This is a genomic window from Streptomyces sp. NPDC041784, assembly GCF_055591025.1.
This window is the reverse complement of the sequence record NZ_JBVJAB010000019.1, coordinates 44,596-62,548: the sequence shown is the minus strand read 5'-3', so window position 1 is coordinate 62,548 and position 17,953 is coordinate 44,596. Positions and strand designations below refer to the sequence as shown.

The following is a 17,953-nucleotide window of genomic DNA, read 5'->3' as shown; positions in this document are numbered from 1 at the left end:
ACGCAGGACAGTTGAAGACTGGAGGACCGCATGGCCCGGGGAGCCCCAAGTCCACGCACCATGTTCCGCCTGCGCACCGCCAAGAAGGACGACCCGCCCGAGCCCGCCGCCGCACCGCCCAAGGCGGCGGGCGCCACCAAGAAGCCGAGGTCCGCGGGCGCCACCAAAAAGCCGAAGTCCGCGAGCCCCACCGATAAGCCGAAGTCCGCGGGTGCCACCAAACCCAAGTCCGCGGCCCCGGCGAAACCGAAGCCCGCCGCCGCGGGGAAGGGCGGGCCGGCGCGGACCGGGCCCCGGCCGCTGCCCTTCCCCCTCCGGCTGCTGGCCATGCTCTTCGCGTTCGCCTTCATGGTGGCGTTCGCGGTCGTGCTGGCGCGGCTCACCCTGGAGCCGTCGCCCGCCTCCGAGGAACTGGTGCACTCCAACCTGCGGCCGGGCGACTCGCTGCGGGCCTATCTGGACCAGCCCGCGCTGCGTGACGCGGTCAAGCAGATCGGCGGGAACGTGCTGCTCGGGGTGCCGTTCGGCGTTCTGGTGCCGGTCGTCGCACCCCGGGCGCGCGGTCTGCTGGGGGTCCTGCTGCTGACGGCTTCCGTGATGCTGCTGGTGGAGTTCGCCCAGGGCGCGCTGGTCACCGGGCGCGCCTTCGACATCGATGACGTCATCCTCAACACCACGGGCGCGCTGATCGGTTGGCTGCTGCTCGGCCGGCGCGTGAGCCGCGCGGTGCACTCCCGTGAGAAGCGGTCCTGAGGACCTCTCCGGGCCCTAGCGGGGCTTCCAGGTGTAGCGGTCGCCGCCCACCCAGCGCACCACGTCCGGATCGTCGAGGTCGTGGACGGTGATGCCGAACGCGGCGGCCGTCTCCAGGACGTCGGTGACGGCCCGTGCCGCACCGACGACTTCACCGTCGATTTCCACGATCCGGAACGGAGGCGTGCCCGGCTGCACCCCGAGCACCATGATCCGTGGATGGGAGATATAGGGGCTCGCGACTTCGGTCATGTTTAGAGGGTAAAGCGGAACCGGCTGGTGCGAATCATCTGATTTCCTCCCACCTCGCCCCCCCCGGGTCGCGGGTGGGCGAGGTGCGGCCGCGGCGGGGCTGGGGTTCCCTGGAGCCAGGAGGTGGCGATGGACCCCGTCGAGGCCCTGGACCGGATCGCCTTCCTGCTGGAGCGGTCGCTGGCGCCGACGTACCGCGTCCGGGCCTTCCGTACGGCGGCCCGGGTGCTGGCGGGGCTGCCCGACGGCGAGGTCGGGGAGCGGGCGCGGGCCGGGACGCTGGAGTCGCTGAAGGGCGTGGGCCCGAAGACCGCCCAGGTGGTGCGTGAGGCGCTGGCCGGCGAGACGCCGGCCTATCTGCGCGGGCTGGAGGAGGAGGCCGGGCGGCCGCTCACGGACGGATCGGGCAAGGAGCTGCGGGCGCTGCTGCGCGGGGACTGCCATCTCCACTCCGACTGGTCGGACGGCGGCAGCCCGATCGAGGAGATGGGCCGGACGGCGGCCGCGCTCGGCCACGAGTGGGCCGTCCTGACCGACCACTCGCCCCGGCTGACGGTGGCCCGCGGGCTGTCGCCGGAGCGGCTGCGCAGCCAACTGGAGGCGGTCGAGGAGCTGAACGCGGCCTGGGCGCCGTTCCGGCTGCTCACCGGCATCGAGTGCGACATCCTCGACGACGGCACCCTCGACCAGGAGCCGGAGCTGCTGGAGCGGCTCGACGTGGTGGTCGTCTCCGTGCACTCCAAGCTGCGGATGGACGCCCGCGCGATGACCCGGCGCATGGTGACGGCGGTACGCGATCCGCACGCGGACATCCTCGGCCACTGCACCGGGCGCCTGAGGGGCGAGCGGGGCCGGCCGGAGTCGCGGTTCGACGCGGACGAGGTGTTCGCGGCGTGCGCCGAGTCCGGTACGGCGGTGGAGATCAACAGCCGGCCCGAGCGGCTCGACCCGCCGCGCCGGCTGCTGCGCCGGGCCGTGGCGGCGGGCGTGCTGTTCTCGGTCGACACCGACGCGCACGCGCCGGGCCAGCTGGACTGGCAGATCCTCGGCTGCGCGCGGGCCGAGGAGTGCGAGGTACCCGCCGAACGGGTGGTGACCACCTGGCCGGTGGACCGGCTGCTGGACTGGGCGGGCGCGTGACCCACATCACCGCGCAGAGGGGCGGGGCCAGGGAACACCCCCCGGTAGTTTCCCGTTGAACGGTCCGTGGGTGTGGATGGGACAGTGTCCCCGGGCCTCACCTTTTGCCCACAGGGACGATCGTTCGGCTGAAGCCCTGTGGAGCCTTTCGCCGAGAGGCGACCGCCATCCGCACCCACACCTTCGACCGCCCCGACCGTGATCCCCCGTCCGGTCGGGGCTTTTTCATGCCCGGGGCGGCGCTTGACTTGGAGAGCACTCCAATTCATAGCGTTCCGGATATGAGCAACAGCGACACCCCACAGCACAAGATCGGCTCGGGCTTCGACGCCACGAGCACCGCCGACGACGTCCTGCGGGGCATCGACCTGACCGGGACACTGGCGATCGTCACGGGCGGCTACTCCGGCCTCGGGCTGGAGACCACGCGCGCGCTCACCCGGGCCGGCGCCCGGGTCGTCGTCCCCGCGCGCCGCCCCGACACCGCCCGGGAGGCGCTGGACGGCGTCGAGGGCGTCGAGGTGGACGCGCTGGACCTCGGCGACCTGGACAGCGTGCGCGCATTCGCCGACCGCTTCCTCGCCACGGACCGCGCGGTCGACCTCGTCATCGACAACGCCGGGATCATGGCCTGCCCGGAGACCCGGGTGGGGCCCGGCTGGGAGGCGCAGTTCGCGACGAACCACCTCGGTCACTTCGCGCTCGTCAACCGGCTGTGGCCGGCCATCGAGCCCGGCGGCGCCCGGGTCGTGTCCGTGTCCTCGCGCGGCCACCACTTCTCGGGCATGCGCTGGAACGACGTCCAATGGGAGCACGGCTACGACAAGTGGGAGGCGTACGGGCAGGCCAAGACGGCGAACGTGCTGTTCGCCGTGCACCTGGACCGGCTGGCCCGGGACCGCGGCGTACGGGCCTTCGCACTGCACCCCGGCGGCATCCTCACGCCCCTCCAGCGGCATCTGTCCCAGGAGGAGATGGTGGCGAACGGCTGGATCGACGAGGACGGCAACCTGATCCCGCAGCCGGGCTTCAAGACCCCGGAGCAGGGCGCGGCCACCCAGGTGTGGGCGGCGGCCTCCCCGCAGCTGGACGGGATGGGCGGGGTCTACCTGGAGGACTGCGACATCGCCGAGCCCGCCCCCGCGGACGGCACCCGGGTCGGCGTGAAGTCCTGGGCGACGGACCCGGAACAGGCCGCCCGGCTCTGGGACCTGTCGGCGGACCTGACGGGTGTGAACGCGTTCGCGTAGGAGACCCCCCGCAAGGCAGCGGGAGCCGGCTCTTGTCACCAGCCGTCGATCGCCCGCACGACCCGAGCGGCCACGGTGTCGGACACGGCCGCCTGAAGCCAGCCGGGCCCCGGGGAGCCGGGGCGCCCTGACCAGTGGTCCAGCGCGTCCTCCCGCAGTTCGAGGAGCGCCCGCCCCCGGTCCACCGGGGGCGGGACGAGCCGTCCGGGAGCCGCCCGGGCGTGTTCCTCCCACCGGTCCTGCCAGCACTCGACCGTCCAGCCGGGCCAGCGCGCCCCCATCTCCCCGGCCTCCGCCACCGCCCCCAGCGTCCACCACCCGACCCGCCGGCGCTCCGGGTCGACATGGAGACCCGCCTGAGCGGCCACCGTGCAACGCCCGTGGTCGTGTGCCCCCACGAGCCGGTCGAGCAGGGCCGGGCCCTCGACCACCGGATGGTCGTTGATCGCCGCCAGCAGGTGACAGCGACGGGCGCCGACCGTGACGACGGCGACGAACGGGTCGCGTTCCAGCAACTCCTCGTCGTCGGGGTCGAGGAGCGGTGCCGCGCACACCCTGCGATCCGTCTCGCGGACCGCGTACGGGTCCAGCCCCAGGTGGCTGCGGAGGTCGGCCGGGCCGTCGAAGGTCCACCGCAGTTCCCAGCCCGGCCAGGCGCGGGCGATGCGCTCGCGGGTGACGGCCCGGTGCCGGAACTCCGTGACCGGGCCCTCGGTCGCGAAGAACAGCAGCACGCGTCGGCGGAGGTCGAACAGGGCCGCCGCCTCGCACTGCCCGTCGCCGCGCCACCGGCCCTCCACCCGCGAGCGGGCGCGGACGGCCGGCAGGACGACGTCCGGGCCGGCCAGCAGGTCGAGATCGAGGCCCACCGCCCCGAAGCGCGCCTCGTAGATCTCGTGCGCGCCGTCCTCGGGCACCACGGCGTACACCGCCCATTCAGCCATACGGCCGATGATCGCAGCGGGGGCGGTGGGGGTGCCCGTCGTTTTCGGCTCAGTCCGGGGATTCGTCCGGTACGGGCCGGTCGGGGTGGACGCCGGGCGCGTGCGGGGCGCCCCGCCGGCCGGCGCCGGCCTCGTCGGTGTCGGGGGTGTCGGTGTCGGGGGTGCCGTCCCCTTCCGTCGGGTCGGGCTCGTCGACGTCCCACGGGTCGTCACCCGCGCCCGCCTGCTGGTCCGGCAGATCGCGCGGCAGCGGCGAGCCGTGCTCGCCGGCGCCCTCGTCGCGGTGGTCGGCCACGGCCTGCTCCCTTCCCCGGTCGTCCTGCGATGGTCCCGGTCGTACTGCGGCGGTCCCGGTCGTCCTGCGGCGGTCCCGGTCGTCCTGCTGTGGGCGGGTACCTCCCCCGCTCCCGGCGAAACGTCGGCGGCGAAAGATCAGCGGCGGGACGTCAGTGCGGGGCGCGTTCCTCCAGGGCGGTGCGCCAGGCGGGCTCCGGGCCGGTGGGGAGCGGCTCGGGACGGCGGCCGCCGCGCGAGAAGAAGTCGGCGAGCGGCAGGATCGCCGCGCCCACGGTGACCGCGTCGGGACCGAGCCGGCCCAACTCCACGGTGACCTTCTCGGCGGGATGGCGCAACGCGTACGCGGCGGCGTGCCGGCGTACGGCGGGCAGGAAGCGCGCGCCGAGTTCCAGGCCCGCCCAGCCGCCGATGAGGATCCGCTCGGGCTGGAAGAGGTTGATCAGGTCGGAGAGGCCGGCGCCGAGGTACTCGGCGGTCTCGTCCAGGACGGCGAGCGCGACGGCGTCGGGCTCGGTGCCGTCGGCCGGGTGGGCGGCGGCCAGCATCGCGCTGAGGGCGGTCTCCTCGTCGGTGCCCCGCGGCGGCCGGCCGCCCTCCTCGCGCCAGCGGTCGAGGAGCGCCTCCGCGCCCGCGTACGCCTCCAGACAGCCGAGGGCGCCGCAGCGGCAGCGGCGGCCGCGCACCCGTACCGTCAGATGCCCCCACTCCACGGCCCGGCCCTGCTCCACCTCAGGGGTGACCAGGCTCGCGCCGACACCGGAGCCGAAGAGGACGACGACGGCGTTGCGGGCGCCGCGTCCGCCGCCGAACCACATCTCGGCCTGGCCGAGGGTCTTGGCGCCGTTGTCGATGAAGTACGGCACGGTGGCGGGGAGCGGCGAGCCCTCGCGCAGCAGGGCCTCCAGCGGGACGGCGTCCCAGCCGATGGTCTGGCCGTGCACGACCGCGCCCCGGTCGGGCGTGTGCTCGACGATGCCGGGGACGCCGATGCCCACACCCAGCAGCCGTTCGGGCGCGATGTCCGCCGCCGCGAGGACCTCGGCGACGCCCTCCCGGATGTGCCCGACGATCCCCTCGACCTCGTACCGCCGCTGCTCCAACGGGCGTTCGACGCGGGCGAGTTCGGTGAGGGTAAGGTCGAACAGCTCGATCCGCACCCGGGTCTCGCCGACGTCCACGCCGATCATGTGGCCGCTGGCCGGAGCCACCCTGAGCAGGATCCGGGGGCGGCCGCCGTCGGAGTCGACGCTGCCGGCCTCCTCCACCAGTCCGTCGGCCACCAGATCGGCGACGACGTTGCTGATCGAGCCGGAGCTGAGCCCGGTGGCCGGACCCAGCTCGAACCGGCTGAGGGGTCCGTCGAAATAGAGCCGTTGCAGTACGGCCGTACGGTTGGCCCGCCTGAGATCGCGTACCGTGCGACCGTTCCGCCCCGTCATGTCGCTCCCTTCGCACCCTGCCCGACCTGCAACATACCGCCGCGGACAGGTCGGGCGCGAGATTCCTCCAACCCTTAGTTCACGATGTGAGCTAAGCGACCCGGGACGCGGCCCGCGACGTACGCGTCCGCGGCGCACCGTCCGGCCGCGATCACCCCCTCGGGCCACGCCTCGGCGGCCCCGCCGTCGGCGCCGGGCGCGCGGTCCCGGAACAGGGTACGGAACAGGCCCCACCGCGTCGGCGTCGGTGCGGCAACGTGCCGCCCCACCCCTGTTCGCCGTCATTACTCTGAGCCGATGACCACCACTGCGCACGTGCTGTCGATCGCGCTGGACGAGACGTCGGACCCGCCCCTGCGACCGCTGCCCGCGAGCGTCGCGGAGCTGCTCGCGGAGGTGGGGGCGCCACCGCGGCTGGTCGCGCATCTGCGGGCCGTGCACGACGTCGCCGCACAACTCGTCGAGTGGGCCGACGGGCACTGCCCGGGGCTGGCGGTGGACCGGGAGGCGGTGCTGTTCGGCGCGGCCACGCACGACATCGGGAAGGTCCTGCACCCCGGGGAACTGTCCGGGCCCGGCGCCCGGCACGAGGAGGCCGGGCGGGAACTGCTGCTGGCCCGCGGGGTGGCGGCCCGTCTGGCGCGCTTCGCGGGCGGCCACGCCACCTGGGACGCGCCGGGCGTCGGCGTCGAGGACCTGCTGGTGAGCCTGGCGGACAAGGTGTGGAAGAACAAGCGGGTACCCGGCCTCGAGGACCTGGTCGTGGCGGAACTGGCGCGCGCGGGCGGGCGGGCGGCCGGTCTGGGAGGAGTTCCTGGCCCTCGACACGTTCCTCACCGGCGTCGGGGAGGACGCGGACCGCAGGCTGGCCTGGCAGGCGGCGCATCCGGTCCACGGGTGAGGAACCGGACCAGGAGCGAGAAATCGGGCCACGGGTGAGGAACCGGGCCAGGAGCGAGGAATCGGGCCACAGATGAGGAACCGGGCCGTGCGAAATCGACTGGCTCCCGCCTCCTGCGGCTACCTACTCTAGGCCACAACCTAGACCTCCTAGGTTCCAGGCAGTCAGCATCCCCAGGAGCCCGCCATGAGGCCACTCGCCGAGCAGGACATCCGCACTTCCTTCGTCAACTGTTCCAAGGGCGAGGCCAAGCGCCTGCCCGTCCCCCGCGATCTCGACCGACTTCCCTGGGACGACCTGGACTTCCTCGGCTGGCATGATCCGGGCGCACCCGACCGCAGCTACCTGGTGGCCGAACGGCGGGGCCGGCTCGTGGGCGTGACCCTGCGCTTCCCCCAGTCGCGGCGCGGCCTCCCGCACCGCAGCATGTGCTCGCTCTGTCTGACCACCCACCCCGGCGGCGGGGTCTCGCTGATGACCGCCCGCAAGACCGGCGCGGCCGGCCGGGAGGGCAACTCCGTCGGCCTGTACATGTGCACCGACCTGGCCTGCTCCCTCTACGTGCGCGGCCGGAAGGTCCCGGACCGGGGCGGCCGCTTCGAGGAGAGCCTCACGCTGGAGGAGCAGATCGCCCGCACCACGGGCAACCTGTCCGCCTTCCTGGAGAAGCTGTACGAGGACAAGCCGCACGGCGACAAGCTGCACAGCGACAAGCCGTACGAGTGACTCAGCCGGCGTCCCGCAGCCGCGCCGCGTCCACCCGGTGGAGATGGATCAGCACGTCGTGGGTGGCGGCGAGGGCGATGTCGTAGGGCCCGTCGGGGTAGTCGGTGCCGATGCTGCGGGTCGGCCGGGCCGCCGCCAGCCAGGTACGGGCCGGTGCTTCGACGGACCGCAGGTCCACGGCGTAGTCCCGGTACCGCACCCGGTCGAGGGTCTCCTCGTTGCTGCCCGGCCCGGCCGGTCCCAGCGTCCAGCGCCGGATCGTCCCCTCGGGTCCGATGGCGTTGAACGCCCCCCGGTCGAAGGTCACGCCCACGCTGAGGTAGCCGGCGCCGAGGGCGTCACGCAGGAACGCGCCCTGTTCCTTCGGGTAGTGAGCCGGGTCGGCGGGCTCGTAGCCGATGTGCGTGTTGTGCGCGGAGAGCAGCACCTTGGTGCCGGTGTGCTCGCGCCACCACAGCACGTTGGCGGCCATCGCCTCGTCGCGGTAGCGCATGGCGGCGGCGAGCTGTGACGGTTCCTCGTAGTCGAAGGCGTACTGGCCGGCCGTACGGTCGATCGCGGTGGCGCTCCGCACGGCCCGGTCGTACGCCGCCCGGTCCGGGCCCGGGGTCTGCCGACGCAGCAGCTCCAGCGCCTGCCCGGTCCGCCGGGCCATCTCGGCGCGCTCGGCGTGGGGCCGGTTCAGGTACGCCTCGATGTAGGCGCCGGTGGCCACGGTGGGCCGCAGCTCCCGGTAGAGCCGGGCCAGCCGGGCGGACAGCTCGGGGTGGTGGCCGGCGACGTACGCGGTGACCTCGTCGTACACCTCGGGGCCGGTCCAGGCGATGTCGTCGCCCACGAACCGGACCGGGTCGTCGGGGTGGCGGACGTTGTACGCCCGCATCCACCGCACGAGCCGCAGGTACTCGGCGTTGTTCCACCACAGGTAGTCGCGCTGGAACTCCTCGCGCATGATGCGGGCCGGGTCGCCCTTGCCGTGCACCACGTAGTCGTCCAGGCGTACGCCCGTGCTCCAGGGGGCCTCCAGGGCGAAGGTGCGGAAGCCCTGCTCCTCGACCAGGTGGCGGAAGACGCGGTCCTTGAGGGTGAAGAAGTCGTGGGAGTTGTGGGTGGCCTCCCCCAGGCCGACGACCTCGGCGTCGCCGATCATCCGGTCCAGGGCGCGCAGATCGCCGTCCGCGCCGCCGGGTTCGACCGTGCGCAGGGGGTGGGCGGCGCGGTCCAGGGCCGCCACGACGGCACTCCGGTCGTCGGTGCCGACAGGGGCGGTCGAGGCGGCTGCTGCGGTCGAGGTGGCCGGGGCGGCGGCCGGGGCGGCGGCCGGGGCGGCCGACGCCGTCGCGACCGGGAGCGTTCCGAGCAGGGACAGCGCGATGCCGATGCTGATGCCGAGTCCGATCCGGTGATGTCTCATGGACCGAGCGTCGCGCCGGAAGCCCCGCCGGGACCATCCGGCGGTCCGCCGTCCGAGGGTGCCGGTGCCCGGAAGGTGATCACGGGGGATTCCCCCCGGCCCGGGAAGGCTGCACCCTGATACCGGCGAAACGTTCGAGCACGGTGGGGAAAGGGAACTGAACTGGGGATGGGAGATGTACGTGAGCGGGCCGCGCGGATCGTTCGGCGCCATCGGGAACCCGTGGTCGTCCAGGCCGTGCGGTCCACCGCCGCGGCGACGGTCGCCTATGTGGTGGCGCTCGAGCTGAGCACGGAACCGGCCCCGCTCACCGCGCCCCTGACCGCGCTGCTGGTCGTCCAGGTCACCCTGTTCGCCACGCTCACCAACGGCATCCGGCGGGTCAACTCGGTGGTGGCCGGCGTCCTGGTCGCCATCGCCTTCAGCCTGCTGGTGGGCCTGACCTGGTGGAGCCTCGCGCTGCTGATCATGGCCTCGCTGGCCGTGGGTCATCTGGTGCGGGTCGACGAGTACGTGCCCGAGGTGGCGATCAGCGCCATGCTGGTGCTCGGCGTGACCGCCGTCGGGGACACGGCCTGGGCCAGGGTGGTGGAGACGCTGATCGGCGCGGTCGTCGGTCTGAGCTGCAATCTGCTGCTGCCGCCGCCGGTGTGGGTGGAGGAGGCGGGCGAGTCGATCGAGGGGCTGGCGCGCCGGGTCCGGCAGCTGATGCTGCGGGTCGGGGAGGAGGCCTCCGGGCGTCCGGCGGTCGAGCAGGCGGCCGCCCGGCTGCACGAGGCGCGCCGACTGGACCACGACATCGTGGAGGTGGACGCGGCGCTGCGGCAGGCCGAGGACAGTCTGCGGCTCAACCCCCGGGTCCGCGAGGGCCTGCTGCACCGGGTGGTGCTGCGCACCGGTCTGGACACGCTGGAGATCTGCACGGTCGTCCTGCGGGTGCTGGCCCGCACCCTCACCGACCTCGCCAAGGAGCGGGAGCCGGAGCCGCTGTTCGCGCCCGAGATCGGCGAGGCCCTGGAGCGGCTGCTGTCGGAGATCGCGGACGCCGTGGTCAGCTTCGCCGTGCTGGTCACCACGCAGGTCAGTCTCAACGCGGACGCCGCCGAGAGCCGGCTCAGCGCGGAGCTGCGGCAGGCCGCGGCCACCCGGGACAAGCTCGCCCAGCTGCTGCTGGAGCGGCTCCAGCACGACGCCCGCCAGTGGCAGCTGCACGGCGCGGTGCTGACCGAGGTCAACCGGATCCTGGACGAGCTGGACACCGAGCACCGCTCCCACCGGCTGCTGGAGGAACTGGACCGGGTCTCGAGCGAGGAGCGTGAGCGGATGCCGGCGCTGTACCGGCTGCGGGAGCGGATCCGGGTGCCGGCCGTGCTGCGCCGGAACCGGTCCGCCGTCCCCCCTCGTCCCAGGTGACGTGCACGACGACGAGGGGAGCACCCGGATGGCCGAGACCGCCGTACGGATCGACGGGGACACGCTGCGGTTGCCGGGCGGGGTGGCGGTGCGGTTCGTGCGGACGCTGCGGCTGCCGGAGAGCGGCACGCACGCCCTGCCGCCCGGCCTCGGCACCTTCCCGGTCCGCCGGGTCTCGGACCACCGGGACACGGTGCCCGCCGACTGGCTGGCGCGCGGGGGTGTGATGGTGCCGGTGTACCTGCGCGAGGCCCTGTGGCTGAGCTTCGCGGGGTCCACCGAGCCGGCCGCGCTCCAGATCGGCGTGGGCAAGGTGTGCGCGGTGTCCGGGAAGCCCTGGAGCGACCGGCTCTCCCGCGACCCGCAGAACTACGTGGCGCTCCCCCGTCAGCCCTGGCTGGACGGCATCAACTCCGGGAAGGGCACCGTGCGCCAGTTCGTGGCGGTGCCGCTGGGCCTGGGCGCGACGGTGGAGGGCCAGGTCACCGGCGAGGAGGTCTTCGGCGGGGTCCAGCTCCAGTCGTTCCCGCTGAACGAGACCCGGCGCGCCGAGTGGCGGGAGGCGCGGCGCCGGCTCGCCCGGCCGGCCGCGTCCGGCGGGTACGGCGGGCCGCCGCCCGCGCCGGGTACGGCCCCGATGATGCCCGCCGCGGCCGCCGCTCCGGGGAGCGCGCCCCGGGCCCGGGCCGCCGCGGCGATGGGTCTCGGGGTGGGCGGTTCGATGCGGCAGGAGGTCTACCAGGACACCCGCCCGGTCACGGACTACTCGCAGGAGCCGGCCGGCCGGGTCTTCGTGCACCTGGTGACACCGCCGGAGTGGCGCCGTGTCACCGGCGAGGAGCCCCCGCCGTCCCCGGTGGACCGCGCCGCGTACACCAGGGCCGGACTGCCCTGGTACGACTACTACGACCACGACGCCGTGGACGTCGCCCCGTCCGACACCCTGTCCGCCGTCCAGCCGGTCGGCGAGTGGCTCGGTGACGACCTGGACCCGTGGCAGCCGCCCGCCCCCGGCCAGGTGCACCCGCTCAAGGACGCGCCGGGGAAGCCGGTGGAGGACGGCAACTGGTAGCCCTCCCCGGCCGTTCGCCGGTGGCCCTCCGCCGCGGTTGCCGGTGACCCTCCGCCGCGGTCGGCCACCGCTTCCCGCTTTTGCGTTCGACGGCCGTCGCACGACAAGGTGGCTGTCACGACGGGGGCGCGGGACGACGTGGGGTACGCACATGGACAGTGGGACGGAAGCGACAGAAGCGACAGGTGGCGGCTGGAGCAGGCGCCGGCTGATCGGTGTGCTCGGCGGCACGGCCGCGACGGCGGCACTGGCCGGGTGTGCCGGCGAGAGCGCCGCGCCCGAGGCGCGGGAGGCCGCGCCGTCCGGACAGCCGTCCGGATCCACCGTCCCGGGCCCCTCCGCCTCGCCGTCCGGCCCCCGGCCGCTCTACCTCGGCACCTACACCTCCGCCGAGGGCGGCGGCCGGGGTATCGGCGTCGCCACGTACGACCCGGCGTCGGGGCGGATCACCGCCGGCGGCACGATCACGGGTGTCCCGGACCCGTCGTATCTCGCGGTGCACCCGGACGGCGGCACGCTGTACGCGGTGAACGAGCGGGAGCGGGGCACGGTGACCGCCGTACGGCTGTCGGACCGCACGGTGCTGGGCAGCCGGGCGACGGGCGGGGCCCATCCCTGCCACCTCTCGGTGCATCCGGGCGGGCGCTGGCTGCTGAGCGCCGACTACGGTTCGGGCACGGTGGCCGTGCACCCGATCGACACCTCGGGGGCGCTGGGCGAGCGCACCGACCAGGTCACGCACCGCCGTCCCGCACCCGGCCCGGGTCAGGAGGGGCCGCACGCGCACCAGTTCGTCACGGCGCCGGACGGCGGGCATGTGCTGGCCGTCGACCTCGGCACGGACACGGTCTACAGCTACCGGCTGGACGAGCGGGCGGGGACGCTCACCGAGGTGGCGCAGGCGCACACCCGGGCGGGCGCCGGTCCGCGCCATCTGACGTTCCATCCCGGCGGCCGGTACGCCTATCTCGCCAACGAGACGGACGACACGGTCGCGGTCTGCGCCTACGACGACTCCACCGGCCGTCTCACGATCGGCGCACCGCAGTCCACGGGTGCGAAGGCGGACACCAACTATCCGGCGCAGCTGGCGGTCACACCGGACGGCGCCCACGCGTTCCTGGCGAACCGGGGCGACAACACGCTCGCCCGGTACGCGGTGGAGGCGGACGGGGCGCGGCTGCGGCTGCTGGGCACGGTGCCGGTGGAAGGGGACTTCCCGCGGCAGATCGCGCTCTCCCCGGACGGCGGTCTGCTGTTCGCGGCGAACCAGCGTTCCGGCACGGTCAGCGTCTTCCGGGTGGAGGGCTCCGACGGTGGACTGCGGCTCGCGGGCGAGCCGTTCGCGTCACCCGTCGCCGTCTGTGCGCTGCCGCTGTAGGGCGCGCGGGCAGGAGGCCGCGCTCGCCTGGCCGAGCAGGACGTGCATGCGCTCGGTGAGCTGCCCGACGTCGTCGGCGGGTGCGTGGAAGGGCAGGCGTACGTCGCCGTGGGCGCGGGCGCGCTCGATGCGCAGCGTCAGTCCGTGCCGGTCGACGGCGAGCGGCTGGACGCGGACGACGCCGTGCAGACTGTCGTGCCGGACGAGGCGGGTGAGCCGCTCGACGGCGTCGGGGTGGGCGTCGGCGAGATGGGTGAGCAGCTGGGCCTCGGCGGTGGCGAGCGGGTCGGGCGCGGCGGCCGCGAACTCGTCGAGGGCGACGACGACCGCGCCGGTGGGCTGTTTCAGCACGACGCGGGTGGCGTGGAAGGCGAGCCGGCCGTCCTCGGGGGTGAACCAGCCGGCGAGCCAGAGCCGGGCCCGGATACGGTTGCGGACGGGGACAGGCGCGACGTCGGCGAACTCCAGCACGGCGGAGGGCTCCCCGCGGGGCGCGCAGATCGCGGCCGTGAGCAGGGAGCTGTCGTCGGGCACGTGCAGGAGCACGTTGCCGTCCTCGTCGACGGTGTGCGCACCGACGAACTCCTCGCGTCCGCCGTCCGCGGTCACCGCGCAGGACCACGAGGCGGCCAGCACCGAGCGGGCCCGTTCGGCCGCGCCGGGCACGGCCGTCCAGCTGTGGCTGTCACCCATCCCAGAACCTCCTTAGGTAAGCCTTGCCTAACCTATCGGAGATCCGGGCGCGCGCCAACCATGGGGGCCACACTTGTCGGGCCGACGGTCAGTCGGACGGTGAGACGACCCCGAGCAACGCCCGTGCGCACAGGTCCCGCACCTGGTCCCGGGACAGGTCCGAGCGCCGCAGCCACTCCAGGCAGACCGCCGTGGTGAACGCCAGCCAGCCGCGCACCGCCAGCCGGACGTCGGGCCGTCGCTCGAAGAGGGGGCCGAACTCGGGGTCGGCGCCGAGGGCCGCCAGGATCTGTTCCTCCTGGGCAGCCAGCGCCCGCTGGTAGACGCGCCGCACGGTCTGGTCGCCGGCCGCGTCCGCGCGGTGGAAGGCGCGGTAGCCGTGGGCGTGGGTCTCGACGTACTTGAGATACGTGTCGAGGCCGGAGGCGAGTTGCCGGCGGACGGGGACGCCGGGGACCGCCGCCGTCATGCGCAGCATCCGCTCGCTCTCGCGCTCGACGACGGCCGCGAAGAAGTCCCGCTTCGTCGGGAAGTAGTGGTACAGCAGCCCGCGGGAGACCCCGGCGATCTCGGCGACCTGCTCGATCCAGACGTCGTCGTACGGACTCTCGGAGAAGAGCCGGGCGCCGACCGCGAGGAGCTGTTCCCGGCGTTCCTCGGTACTGAGTCGGCGCCGGATGCGCTCCCCCTGGTTCGCGGCCATGCGCGCACTCTACTTGACGCCGGTTCGGCGGCGGGACCAGACTGAACCCGCTATTGAACCCGCGTACAACACGCTCAACCTGCCGCTGGATCAAGGGAGATCGCGTCATGGCGGAGAAGGAGACGGGCGCCGGGACCGGGGAGGCCCTGCCCAAGGGGTTCCGGAGCGCCGAGCAGGGCTGGCCCGAGCTGGAGCGCATTCCGCATCCGCCGCGCCGGCTCCCCCTGCTCGGCGACACCCTGGGCGCGAGCCGGAGCACTCCCCTCCAGGACACCCTCCGGTACGCCTGGCAGCTGGGGCCGATCTTCCGGCGCAAGGCCTTCGCCCGGGAGTTCGTGTTCGTGTGGGGTGCCGGGCTGGCCGCCGACATGGCCGACGAGTCACGGTTCGCCAAGCACGTCGGGCTGGGCATCGCCAATCTGCGGCCCGTCGTCGGGGACGCGCTGTTCACGGCGTACAACCACGAGCCCAACTGGCAGCGGGCGCACGACGTCCTCGCCCCCGGGTTCAGCCGGGAGGCCATGGCCGCCTACCACCCGATGATGCTCGGCGTGGCGGAGCGGCTCACCGGCCACTGGGACCGGGAGCTGGCCGCCGGACGGTCCGTGGACGTGCCCGGGGACATGACCAAGCTGACCCTGGAGACGATCGCCCGCACCGGCTTCGGGCACGACTTCGGCTCCTTCGAACGCGACCGGCTCCATCCCTTCGTGACGGCGATGGTGAGCACGCTCACCTACGCGCAGCGGCTCAACAGCGTGCCGTCCCCGGCGCTGCTCCGGCGCGCCGGGCGCCGCAACGAGGCCGACATCGCCTATCTCCACCGCACGGTCGACGACCTGGTGCGGGCGCGGCGCGGCGCGGGCGGCGGAGAGGGCGACCTGCTCGACCGGATGCTCGACACCGCCCACCCCGAGACGGGCGAGCGGCTGTCGGCCGAGAACGTGCGCCGGCAGGTCATCACCTTCCTGGTCGCCGGCCACGAGACAACCTCGGGCGCGCTCTCCTTCGCGCTGCACTACCTCTCCCTGAACCCGGGGATCGCGGCCCGCGCCCGCGCCGAGGTGGACCGGGTCTGGGGCGACACGGACGTGCCCGGGTACGAGCAGGTGGCCAAGCTGCGCTATGTACGCCGGGTGCTCGACGAGGCGCTGCGGCTGTGGCCGACGGCGCCCGCGTTCGGGCGGGAGGCGCGTCAGGACACGGTGCTCGGCGGGGAGCATCCGATGCGGCGGGGCGCGTGGGCGCTGGTGCTGACGGCCATGCTGCACCGCGACCCCGAGGTGTGGGGCCCGGACGCGGACCGGTTCGACCCGGACCGCTTCGACGCGACGGCCGTCCGCGCGCGGGCCGCGCACACCTACAAGCCGTTCGGCACGGGGGCGCGGGCCTGTATCGGGCGGCAGTTCGCGCTGCACGAGGCCACGCTGGTGCTGGGCCTGCTGCTGCGCCGCTACGAGCTGCGGCCCGACCCGTCGTACCGGCTGCGGATCACCGAGCGGCTGACCCTGATGCCGGAGGGCCTGCGGCTGCACCTCGAACGGCGTACGGCTCCCGCAGGTCCGGCCCCCCGTACGGCGCCGGGGAGTACGGCTCCCACGGCGGCGCCGACCGGTCCCGTGCCCGACGAGGAGGCGTCAGCTCCCCGCTGTCCAGTGCACCGGGCGGGCGACTGACTCCGGCAGCCTGGTGCCGACGCTCCCCCGCGCCGCGTTCAGCTGCGGCTGGGTGAGGAAGAACGCGCCGGTCAGATCGGCGCCGGTGAGGTCGGTGTCGCGCAGGTCGGCCCCGATCAGGTCCGCTCCGCGCAGATCGGCGCCGGTCAGGTCGGCGGCTATCAGAAGGGCGCCGCGCAGGTTCGCCCCGCGCAGGTCGGCGCCCTTGAGGCGGGCGCCCATCAGATCGGCGCCCCGGCGGTTCTTCCCGCGCCCCTTGACGCCGGCCCGGACCAGCTCGCTGGTCCGCAGCAGCAGGACGTTGACGTCCTGGCGGTGGGCCGGGACGTCGAGCGCGGCCAGCTCCGGCGGGGTGAGCCGGGCGAGTTCCTCCGTCCGCTCCAGGGCCCGGCGCAGGTCGGCGTGGACCGGGCGGGCGGCGGTCAGGGTGAGCGCCTCGGTGAGGTACCAGAGGAGTTCGTGCAGCTGGCGCACGACCGGGAACACCTCGAACATCCGCCGGGCCTCCTCGCGGGGCGCGGTCCGCCAGTCCCGGCCGCCGAAGGTGACCTGCGAGACCCGCTGACCGGCGCCGAAGCAGTCGTAGACCGTGCAGCCCGTGAAGCCCTTCTGCCGCAGCCGGGCGTGGATGCCGCAGCGGTGGTCCTCCCCGAGGTTGGGGCACGGCTTTCCGGCCGGCTTGTCGAGGGCGAAGTCCGCGGAGCGGGCGAAGGGCAGGGCCACGCAGCACAGGCCGAAGCAGCTGCCGCAGTCGCCCCGCAGTCCGGCCCGGTCCGTTGTCTGGTCTCGCATATCCCCCACCCTACTGACCTGCGGTCATGCCCCGGACACCCGTCAGCCGTCGCCCTGAGGCACCTCCAGGGCGGCGAGGCGCTCCGGGTCGGCCAGGATGTGCAGGGCGGTGATCCGGCCGTCGGTGACGGTGACGCCCATGACCGACCGCAGCCGTCCTTCGGAAGCGTTGAGGATCCCCACCGCGCCGCCCACCAGCGCGTACCGTCCGTACGGCGCGAACTGGCGGAACAGCATCGCCTGTTCGGCCACCGCCCGCGCGCCGCGCACCGTCTTGGAGGCGGCCGCGCCCCGCACCAGCGCCCCGGAGTCGGCGCGCAGCACCACCTCGGGGTCGAGGACGGCGAGCAGCGCGTCGAAGTCCCCGGCGCGGCAGGCGGCCATGAAGGCCTCGACGACCTCGCGCTGCCGGGCGAGGTCGGGCTCCGCCGAGGGCGTGGCGCCCTGGACCCGGCGACGGGCGCGGCTGGCGAGCTGCCGGGTGGCGGCCGTGTTCCGCTCCACGATCGGCGCGATGTCGTCGAACGGTACGGCGAACATGTCGTGCAGCACGAACGCGAGCCGCTCCGCCGGCTCCAGGGTCTCCAGGACGACGAGGAGCGCGAGCCCCACCTCGTCGGCCCGCAGGACCTCCTGCTCGGGGTCGACCTGTGTCAGCGGTCTGATCACCGGGTCGGGGACGAAGGTGTCGTACCCCTCGTCCATCGGCTGCTCACGGCGGGCCGTGCGTGAGCGCAGCAGGTCAAGGCAGACCCGGCCGGTGACCGTGGTGAGCCAGCCGCCCAGGTTGCGGATGTCGGCTGGGTCGGTGCGGCCGAGCTTCAGCCAGGTCTCCTGCACGGCGTCCTCGGCCTCGGCGAGCGAGCCGAGCATCCGGTAGGCGACGGCCCTCAGCTGCCCCCGGTGCTCCTCGAAGCGGTCCGCAAGCGTTTCCACGTCGTTCACTGCTCCCCCTGTGGTCCCCTGTCGGCGCGGATCTAGGGGGTGTCGTTTGGATCAGGTCGGACCCGGGCTTGCCCCAACGACACCCCCCCGCGGCTGGAACGCTCGAAAGACAAGGGGGGAAGGTCGCCCAACCACTCCCCCCACAAGGGTGGGGACCTCGTT

The 17,953-nt window shown here is 73.9% G+C and carries 17 protein-coding genes and 1 pseudogene; 9 read left to right on the top strand and 9 right to left on the bottom strand.

Annotated elements, in window-relative coordinates; translation table 11 throughout:
• Positions 1–60: 60 nt before the first annotated feature.
• Positions 61–753, top strand: coding sequence for a VanZ family protein (locus tag ACZ6D7_RS33020; protein ID WP_469498851.1), 693 nt, complete (start codon positions 61–63; stop codon positions 751–753).
• A 15-nt stretch (positions 754–768) separates the two neighbouring features.
• Here the strand turns inward: ACZ6D7_RS33020 and ACZ6D7_RS33015 are convergent, their stop codons facing one another.
• The gene (locus ACZ6D7_RS33015; protein WP_469498844.1) at positions 769–1,005 is read right to left on the bottom strand and encodes a hypothetical protein; all 237 of its coding nucleotides are present in this window, start codon (positions 1,003–1,005) and stop codon (positions 769–771) included.
• A gap of 129 nt (positions 1,006–1,134) precedes the next feature.
• On the opposite strand from ACZ6D7_RS33015, the gene ACZ6D7_RS33010 reads away from it, so the two are divergent.
• Together ACZ6D7_RS33010 and ACZ6D7_RS33005 are read left to right on the top strand one after the other, a co-directional pair.
• On the top strand, positions 1,135–2,145 hold the full coding sequence (locus ACZ6D7_RS33010; protein WP_469498841.1) for a PHP domain-containing protein: 1,011 nt from the start codon (positions 1,135–1,137) through the stop codon (positions 2,143–2,145).
• A gap of 281 nt (positions 2,146–2,426) precedes the next feature.
• A complete protein-coding gene (locus tag ACZ6D7_RS33005) occupies positions 2,427–3,395 on the top strand; it encodes an SDR family NAD(P)-dependent oxidoreductase (RefSeq protein ID WP_469498838.1) in 969 nt (322 codons plus the stop codon).
• Positions 3,396–3,430: 35 nt separating this feature from the next.
• Here ACZ6D7_RS33005 and ACZ6D7_RS33000 read toward each other — a convergent pair whose 3' ends face one another.
• The 3 genes from ACZ6D7_RS33000 to ACZ6D7_RS32990 all read right to left on the bottom strand — a co-directional run bounded on the left by ACZ6D7_RS33000 (position 3,431) and on the right by ACZ6D7_RS32990 (position 6,075).
• Positions 3,431–4,339, bottom strand: coding sequence for a hypothetical protein (locus ACZ6D7_RS33000; RefSeq protein WP_469498835.1), 909 nt, complete (start codon positions 4,337–4,339; stop codon positions 3,431–3,433).
• Between the two features lie 49 nt (positions 4,340–4,388).
• A complete protein-coding gene (locus ACZ6D7_RS32995) occupies positions 4,389–4,634 on the bottom strand; it encodes a hypothetical protein (protein WP_469498832.1) in 246 nt (81 codons plus the stop codon).
• A gap of 151 nt (positions 4,635–4,785) precedes the next feature.
• Entirely contained in the window at positions 4,786–6,075 is a 1,290-nt protein-coding gene (locus ACZ6D7_RS32990) for an ROK family protein (RefSeq protein WP_469498829.1), read from the bottom strand.
• A 297-nt stretch (positions 6,076–6,372) separates the two neighbouring features.
• Here ACZ6D7_RS32990 and ACZ6D7_RS32985 point away from each other — a divergent pair.
• Both ACZ6D7_RS32985 and ACZ6D7_RS32980 read left to right on the top strand, forming a co-directional pair.
• Positions 6,373–6,976 (top strand): annotated as a pseudogene (locus tag ACZ6D7_RS32985) (HD domain-containing protein).
• 186 nt (positions 6,977–7,162) lie between these two features.
• A complete protein-coding gene (locus ACZ6D7_RS32980) occupies positions 7,163–7,702 on the top strand; it encodes an FBP domain-containing protein (RefSeq protein ID WP_469498826.1) in 540 nt (179 codons plus the stop codon).
• Position 7,703: 1 nt separating this feature from the next.
• Here ACZ6D7_RS32980 and ACZ6D7_RS32975 read toward each other — a convergent pair whose 3' ends face one another.
• Entirely contained in the window at positions 7,704–9,116 is a 1,413-nt protein-coding gene (locus tag ACZ6D7_RS32975) for an erythromycin esterase family protein (protein ID WP_469498823.1), read from the bottom strand.
• A 168-nt stretch (positions 9,117–9,284) separates the two neighbouring features.
• Between ACZ6D7_RS32975 and ACZ6D7_RS32970 the strand changes: the two genes are divergently transcribed.
• The 3 genes from ACZ6D7_RS32970 to ACZ6D7_RS32960 all read left to right on the top strand — a co-directional run bounded on the left by ACZ6D7_RS32970 (position 9,285) and on the right by ACZ6D7_RS32960 (position 12,982).
• Positions 9,285–10,529, top strand: a complete 1,245-nt coding sequence (locus ACZ6D7_RS32970; protein WP_469498820.1) for an FUSC family protein — start codon at positions 9,285–9,287, stop codon at positions 10,527–10,529.
• Between the two features lie 28 nt (positions 10,530–10,557).
• Positions 10,558–11,601 carry a hypothetical protein gene (locus ACZ6D7_RS32965; protein ID WP_469499067.1) on the top strand — a complete coding sequence of 348 codons (1,044 nt, stop codon included), beginning with the start codon at positions 10,558–10,560 and terminating at the stop codon, positions 11,599–11,601.
• 151 nt (positions 11,602–11,752) lie between these two features.
• Positions 11,753–12,982, top strand: a complete 1,230-nt coding sequence (locus ACZ6D7_RS32960; protein ID WP_469498817.1) for a lactonase family protein — start codon at positions 11,753–11,755, stop codon at positions 12,980–12,982.
• Here ACZ6D7_RS32960 and ACZ6D7_RS32955 read toward each other — a convergent pair.
• Both ACZ6D7_RS32955 and ACZ6D7_RS32950 read right to left on the bottom strand, forming a co-directional pair.
• The gene (locus ACZ6D7_RS32955) at positions 12,950–13,675 is read right to left on the bottom strand and encodes a DUF2470 domain-containing protein (RefSeq protein WP_469498814.1); all 726 of its coding nucleotides are present in this window, start codon (positions 13,673–13,675) and stop codon (positions 12,950–12,952) included. The two genes, ACZ6D7_RS32960 and ACZ6D7_RS32955, sit on opposite strands and share 33 nt — an antisense overlap.
• Before the next feature lie 88 nt (positions 13,676–13,763).
• Positions 13,764–14,378, bottom strand: coding sequence for a TetR/AcrR family transcriptional regulator (locus ACZ6D7_RS32950; RefSeq protein ID WP_469498811.1), 615 nt, complete (start codon positions 14,376–14,378; stop codon positions 13,764–13,766).
• Between the two features lie 107 nt (positions 14,379–14,485).
• Between ACZ6D7_RS32950 and ACZ6D7_RS32945 the strand changes: the two genes are divergently transcribed.
• Positions 14,486–16,054 carry a cytochrome P450 gene (locus ACZ6D7_RS32945; RefSeq protein ID WP_469498807.1) on the top strand — a complete coding sequence of 523 codons (1,569 nt, stop codon included), beginning with the start codon at positions 14,486–14,488 and terminating at the stop codon, positions 16,052–16,054.
• Here ACZ6D7_RS32945 and ACZ6D7_RS32940 read toward each other — a convergent pair.
• Entirely contained in the window at positions 16,016–16,846 is an 831-nt protein-coding gene (locus ACZ6D7_RS32940; protein WP_469498804.1) for a pentapeptide repeat-containing protein, read from the bottom strand. The two genes, ACZ6D7_RS32945 and ACZ6D7_RS32940, sit on opposite strands and share 39 nt — an antisense overlap.
• A gap of 42 nt (positions 16,847–16,888) precedes the next feature.
• A complete protein-coding gene (locus ACZ6D7_RS32935) occupies positions 16,889–17,791 on the bottom strand; it encodes a sigma-70 family RNA polymerase sigma factor (RefSeq protein WP_469498802.1) in 903 nt (300 codons plus the stop codon).
• Between the last annotated feature and the right edge of the window lie 162 nt (positions 17,792–17,953).

Coding starts and splice junctions, on each gene's coding strand:
- ACZ6D7_RS32990 (WP_469498829.1), bottom strand. CDS start 6,075: ATGACGGGGCGGAACGGTCGCACGGTACGCGATCTCAGGCGGGCCAAC.
- ACZ6D7_RS32945 (WP_469498807.1), top strand. CDS start 14,486: ATGGCGGAGAAGGAGACGGGCGCCGGGACCGGGGAGGCCCTGCCCAAG.
- ACZ6D7_RS32950 (WP_469498811.1), bottom strand. CDS start 14,378: ATGGCCGCGAACCAGGGGGAGCGCATCCGGCGCCGACTCAGTACCGAG.
- ACZ6D7_RS32970 (WP_469498820.1), top strand. CDS start 9,285: ATGGGAGATGTACGTGAGCGGGCCGCGCGGATCGTTCGGCGCCATCGG.
- ACZ6D7_RS33015 (WP_469498844.1), bottom strand. CDS start 1,005: ATGACCGAAGTCGCGAGCCCCTATATCTCCCATCCACGGATCATGGTG.
- ACZ6D7_RS32940 (WP_469498804.1), bottom strand. CDS start 16,846: ATGCGAGACCAGACAACGGACCGGGCCGGACTGCGGGGCGACTGCGGC.
- ACZ6D7_RS32975 (WP_469498823.1), bottom strand. CDS start 9,116: ATGAGACATCACCGGATCGGACTCGGCATCAGCATCGGCATCGCGCTG.
- ACZ6D7_RS33010 (WP_469498841.1), top strand. CDS start 1,135: ATGGACCCCGTCGAGGCCCTGGACCGGATCGCCTTCCTGCTGGAGCGG.
- ACZ6D7_RS33005 (WP_469498838.1), top strand. CDS start 2,427: ATGAGCAACAGCGACACCCCACAGCACAAGATCGGCTCGGGCTTCGAC.
- ACZ6D7_RS32955 (WP_469498814.1), bottom strand. CDS start 13,675: ATGGGTGACAGCCACAGCTGGACGGCCGTGCCCGGCGCGGCCGAACGG.
- ACZ6D7_RS33020 (WP_469498851.1), top strand. CDS start 61: ATGTTCCGCCTGCGCACCGCCAAGAAGGACGACCCGCCCGAGCCCGCC.
- ACZ6D7_RS32980 (WP_469498826.1), top strand. CDS start 7,163: ATGAGGCCACTCGCCGAGCAGGACATCCGCACTTCCTTCGTCAACTGT.
- ACZ6D7_RS32960 (WP_469498817.1), top strand. CDS start 11,753: ATGGACAGTGGGACGGAAGCGACAGAAGCGACAGGTGGCGGCTGGAGC.
- ACZ6D7_RS32965 (WP_469499067.1), top strand. CDS start 10,558: ATGGCCGAGACCGCCGTACGGATCGACGGGGACACGCTGCGGTTGCCG.
- ACZ6D7_RS33000 (WP_469498835.1), bottom strand. CDS start 4,339: ATGGCTGAATGGGCGGTGTACGCCGTGGTGCCCGAGGACGGCGCGCAC.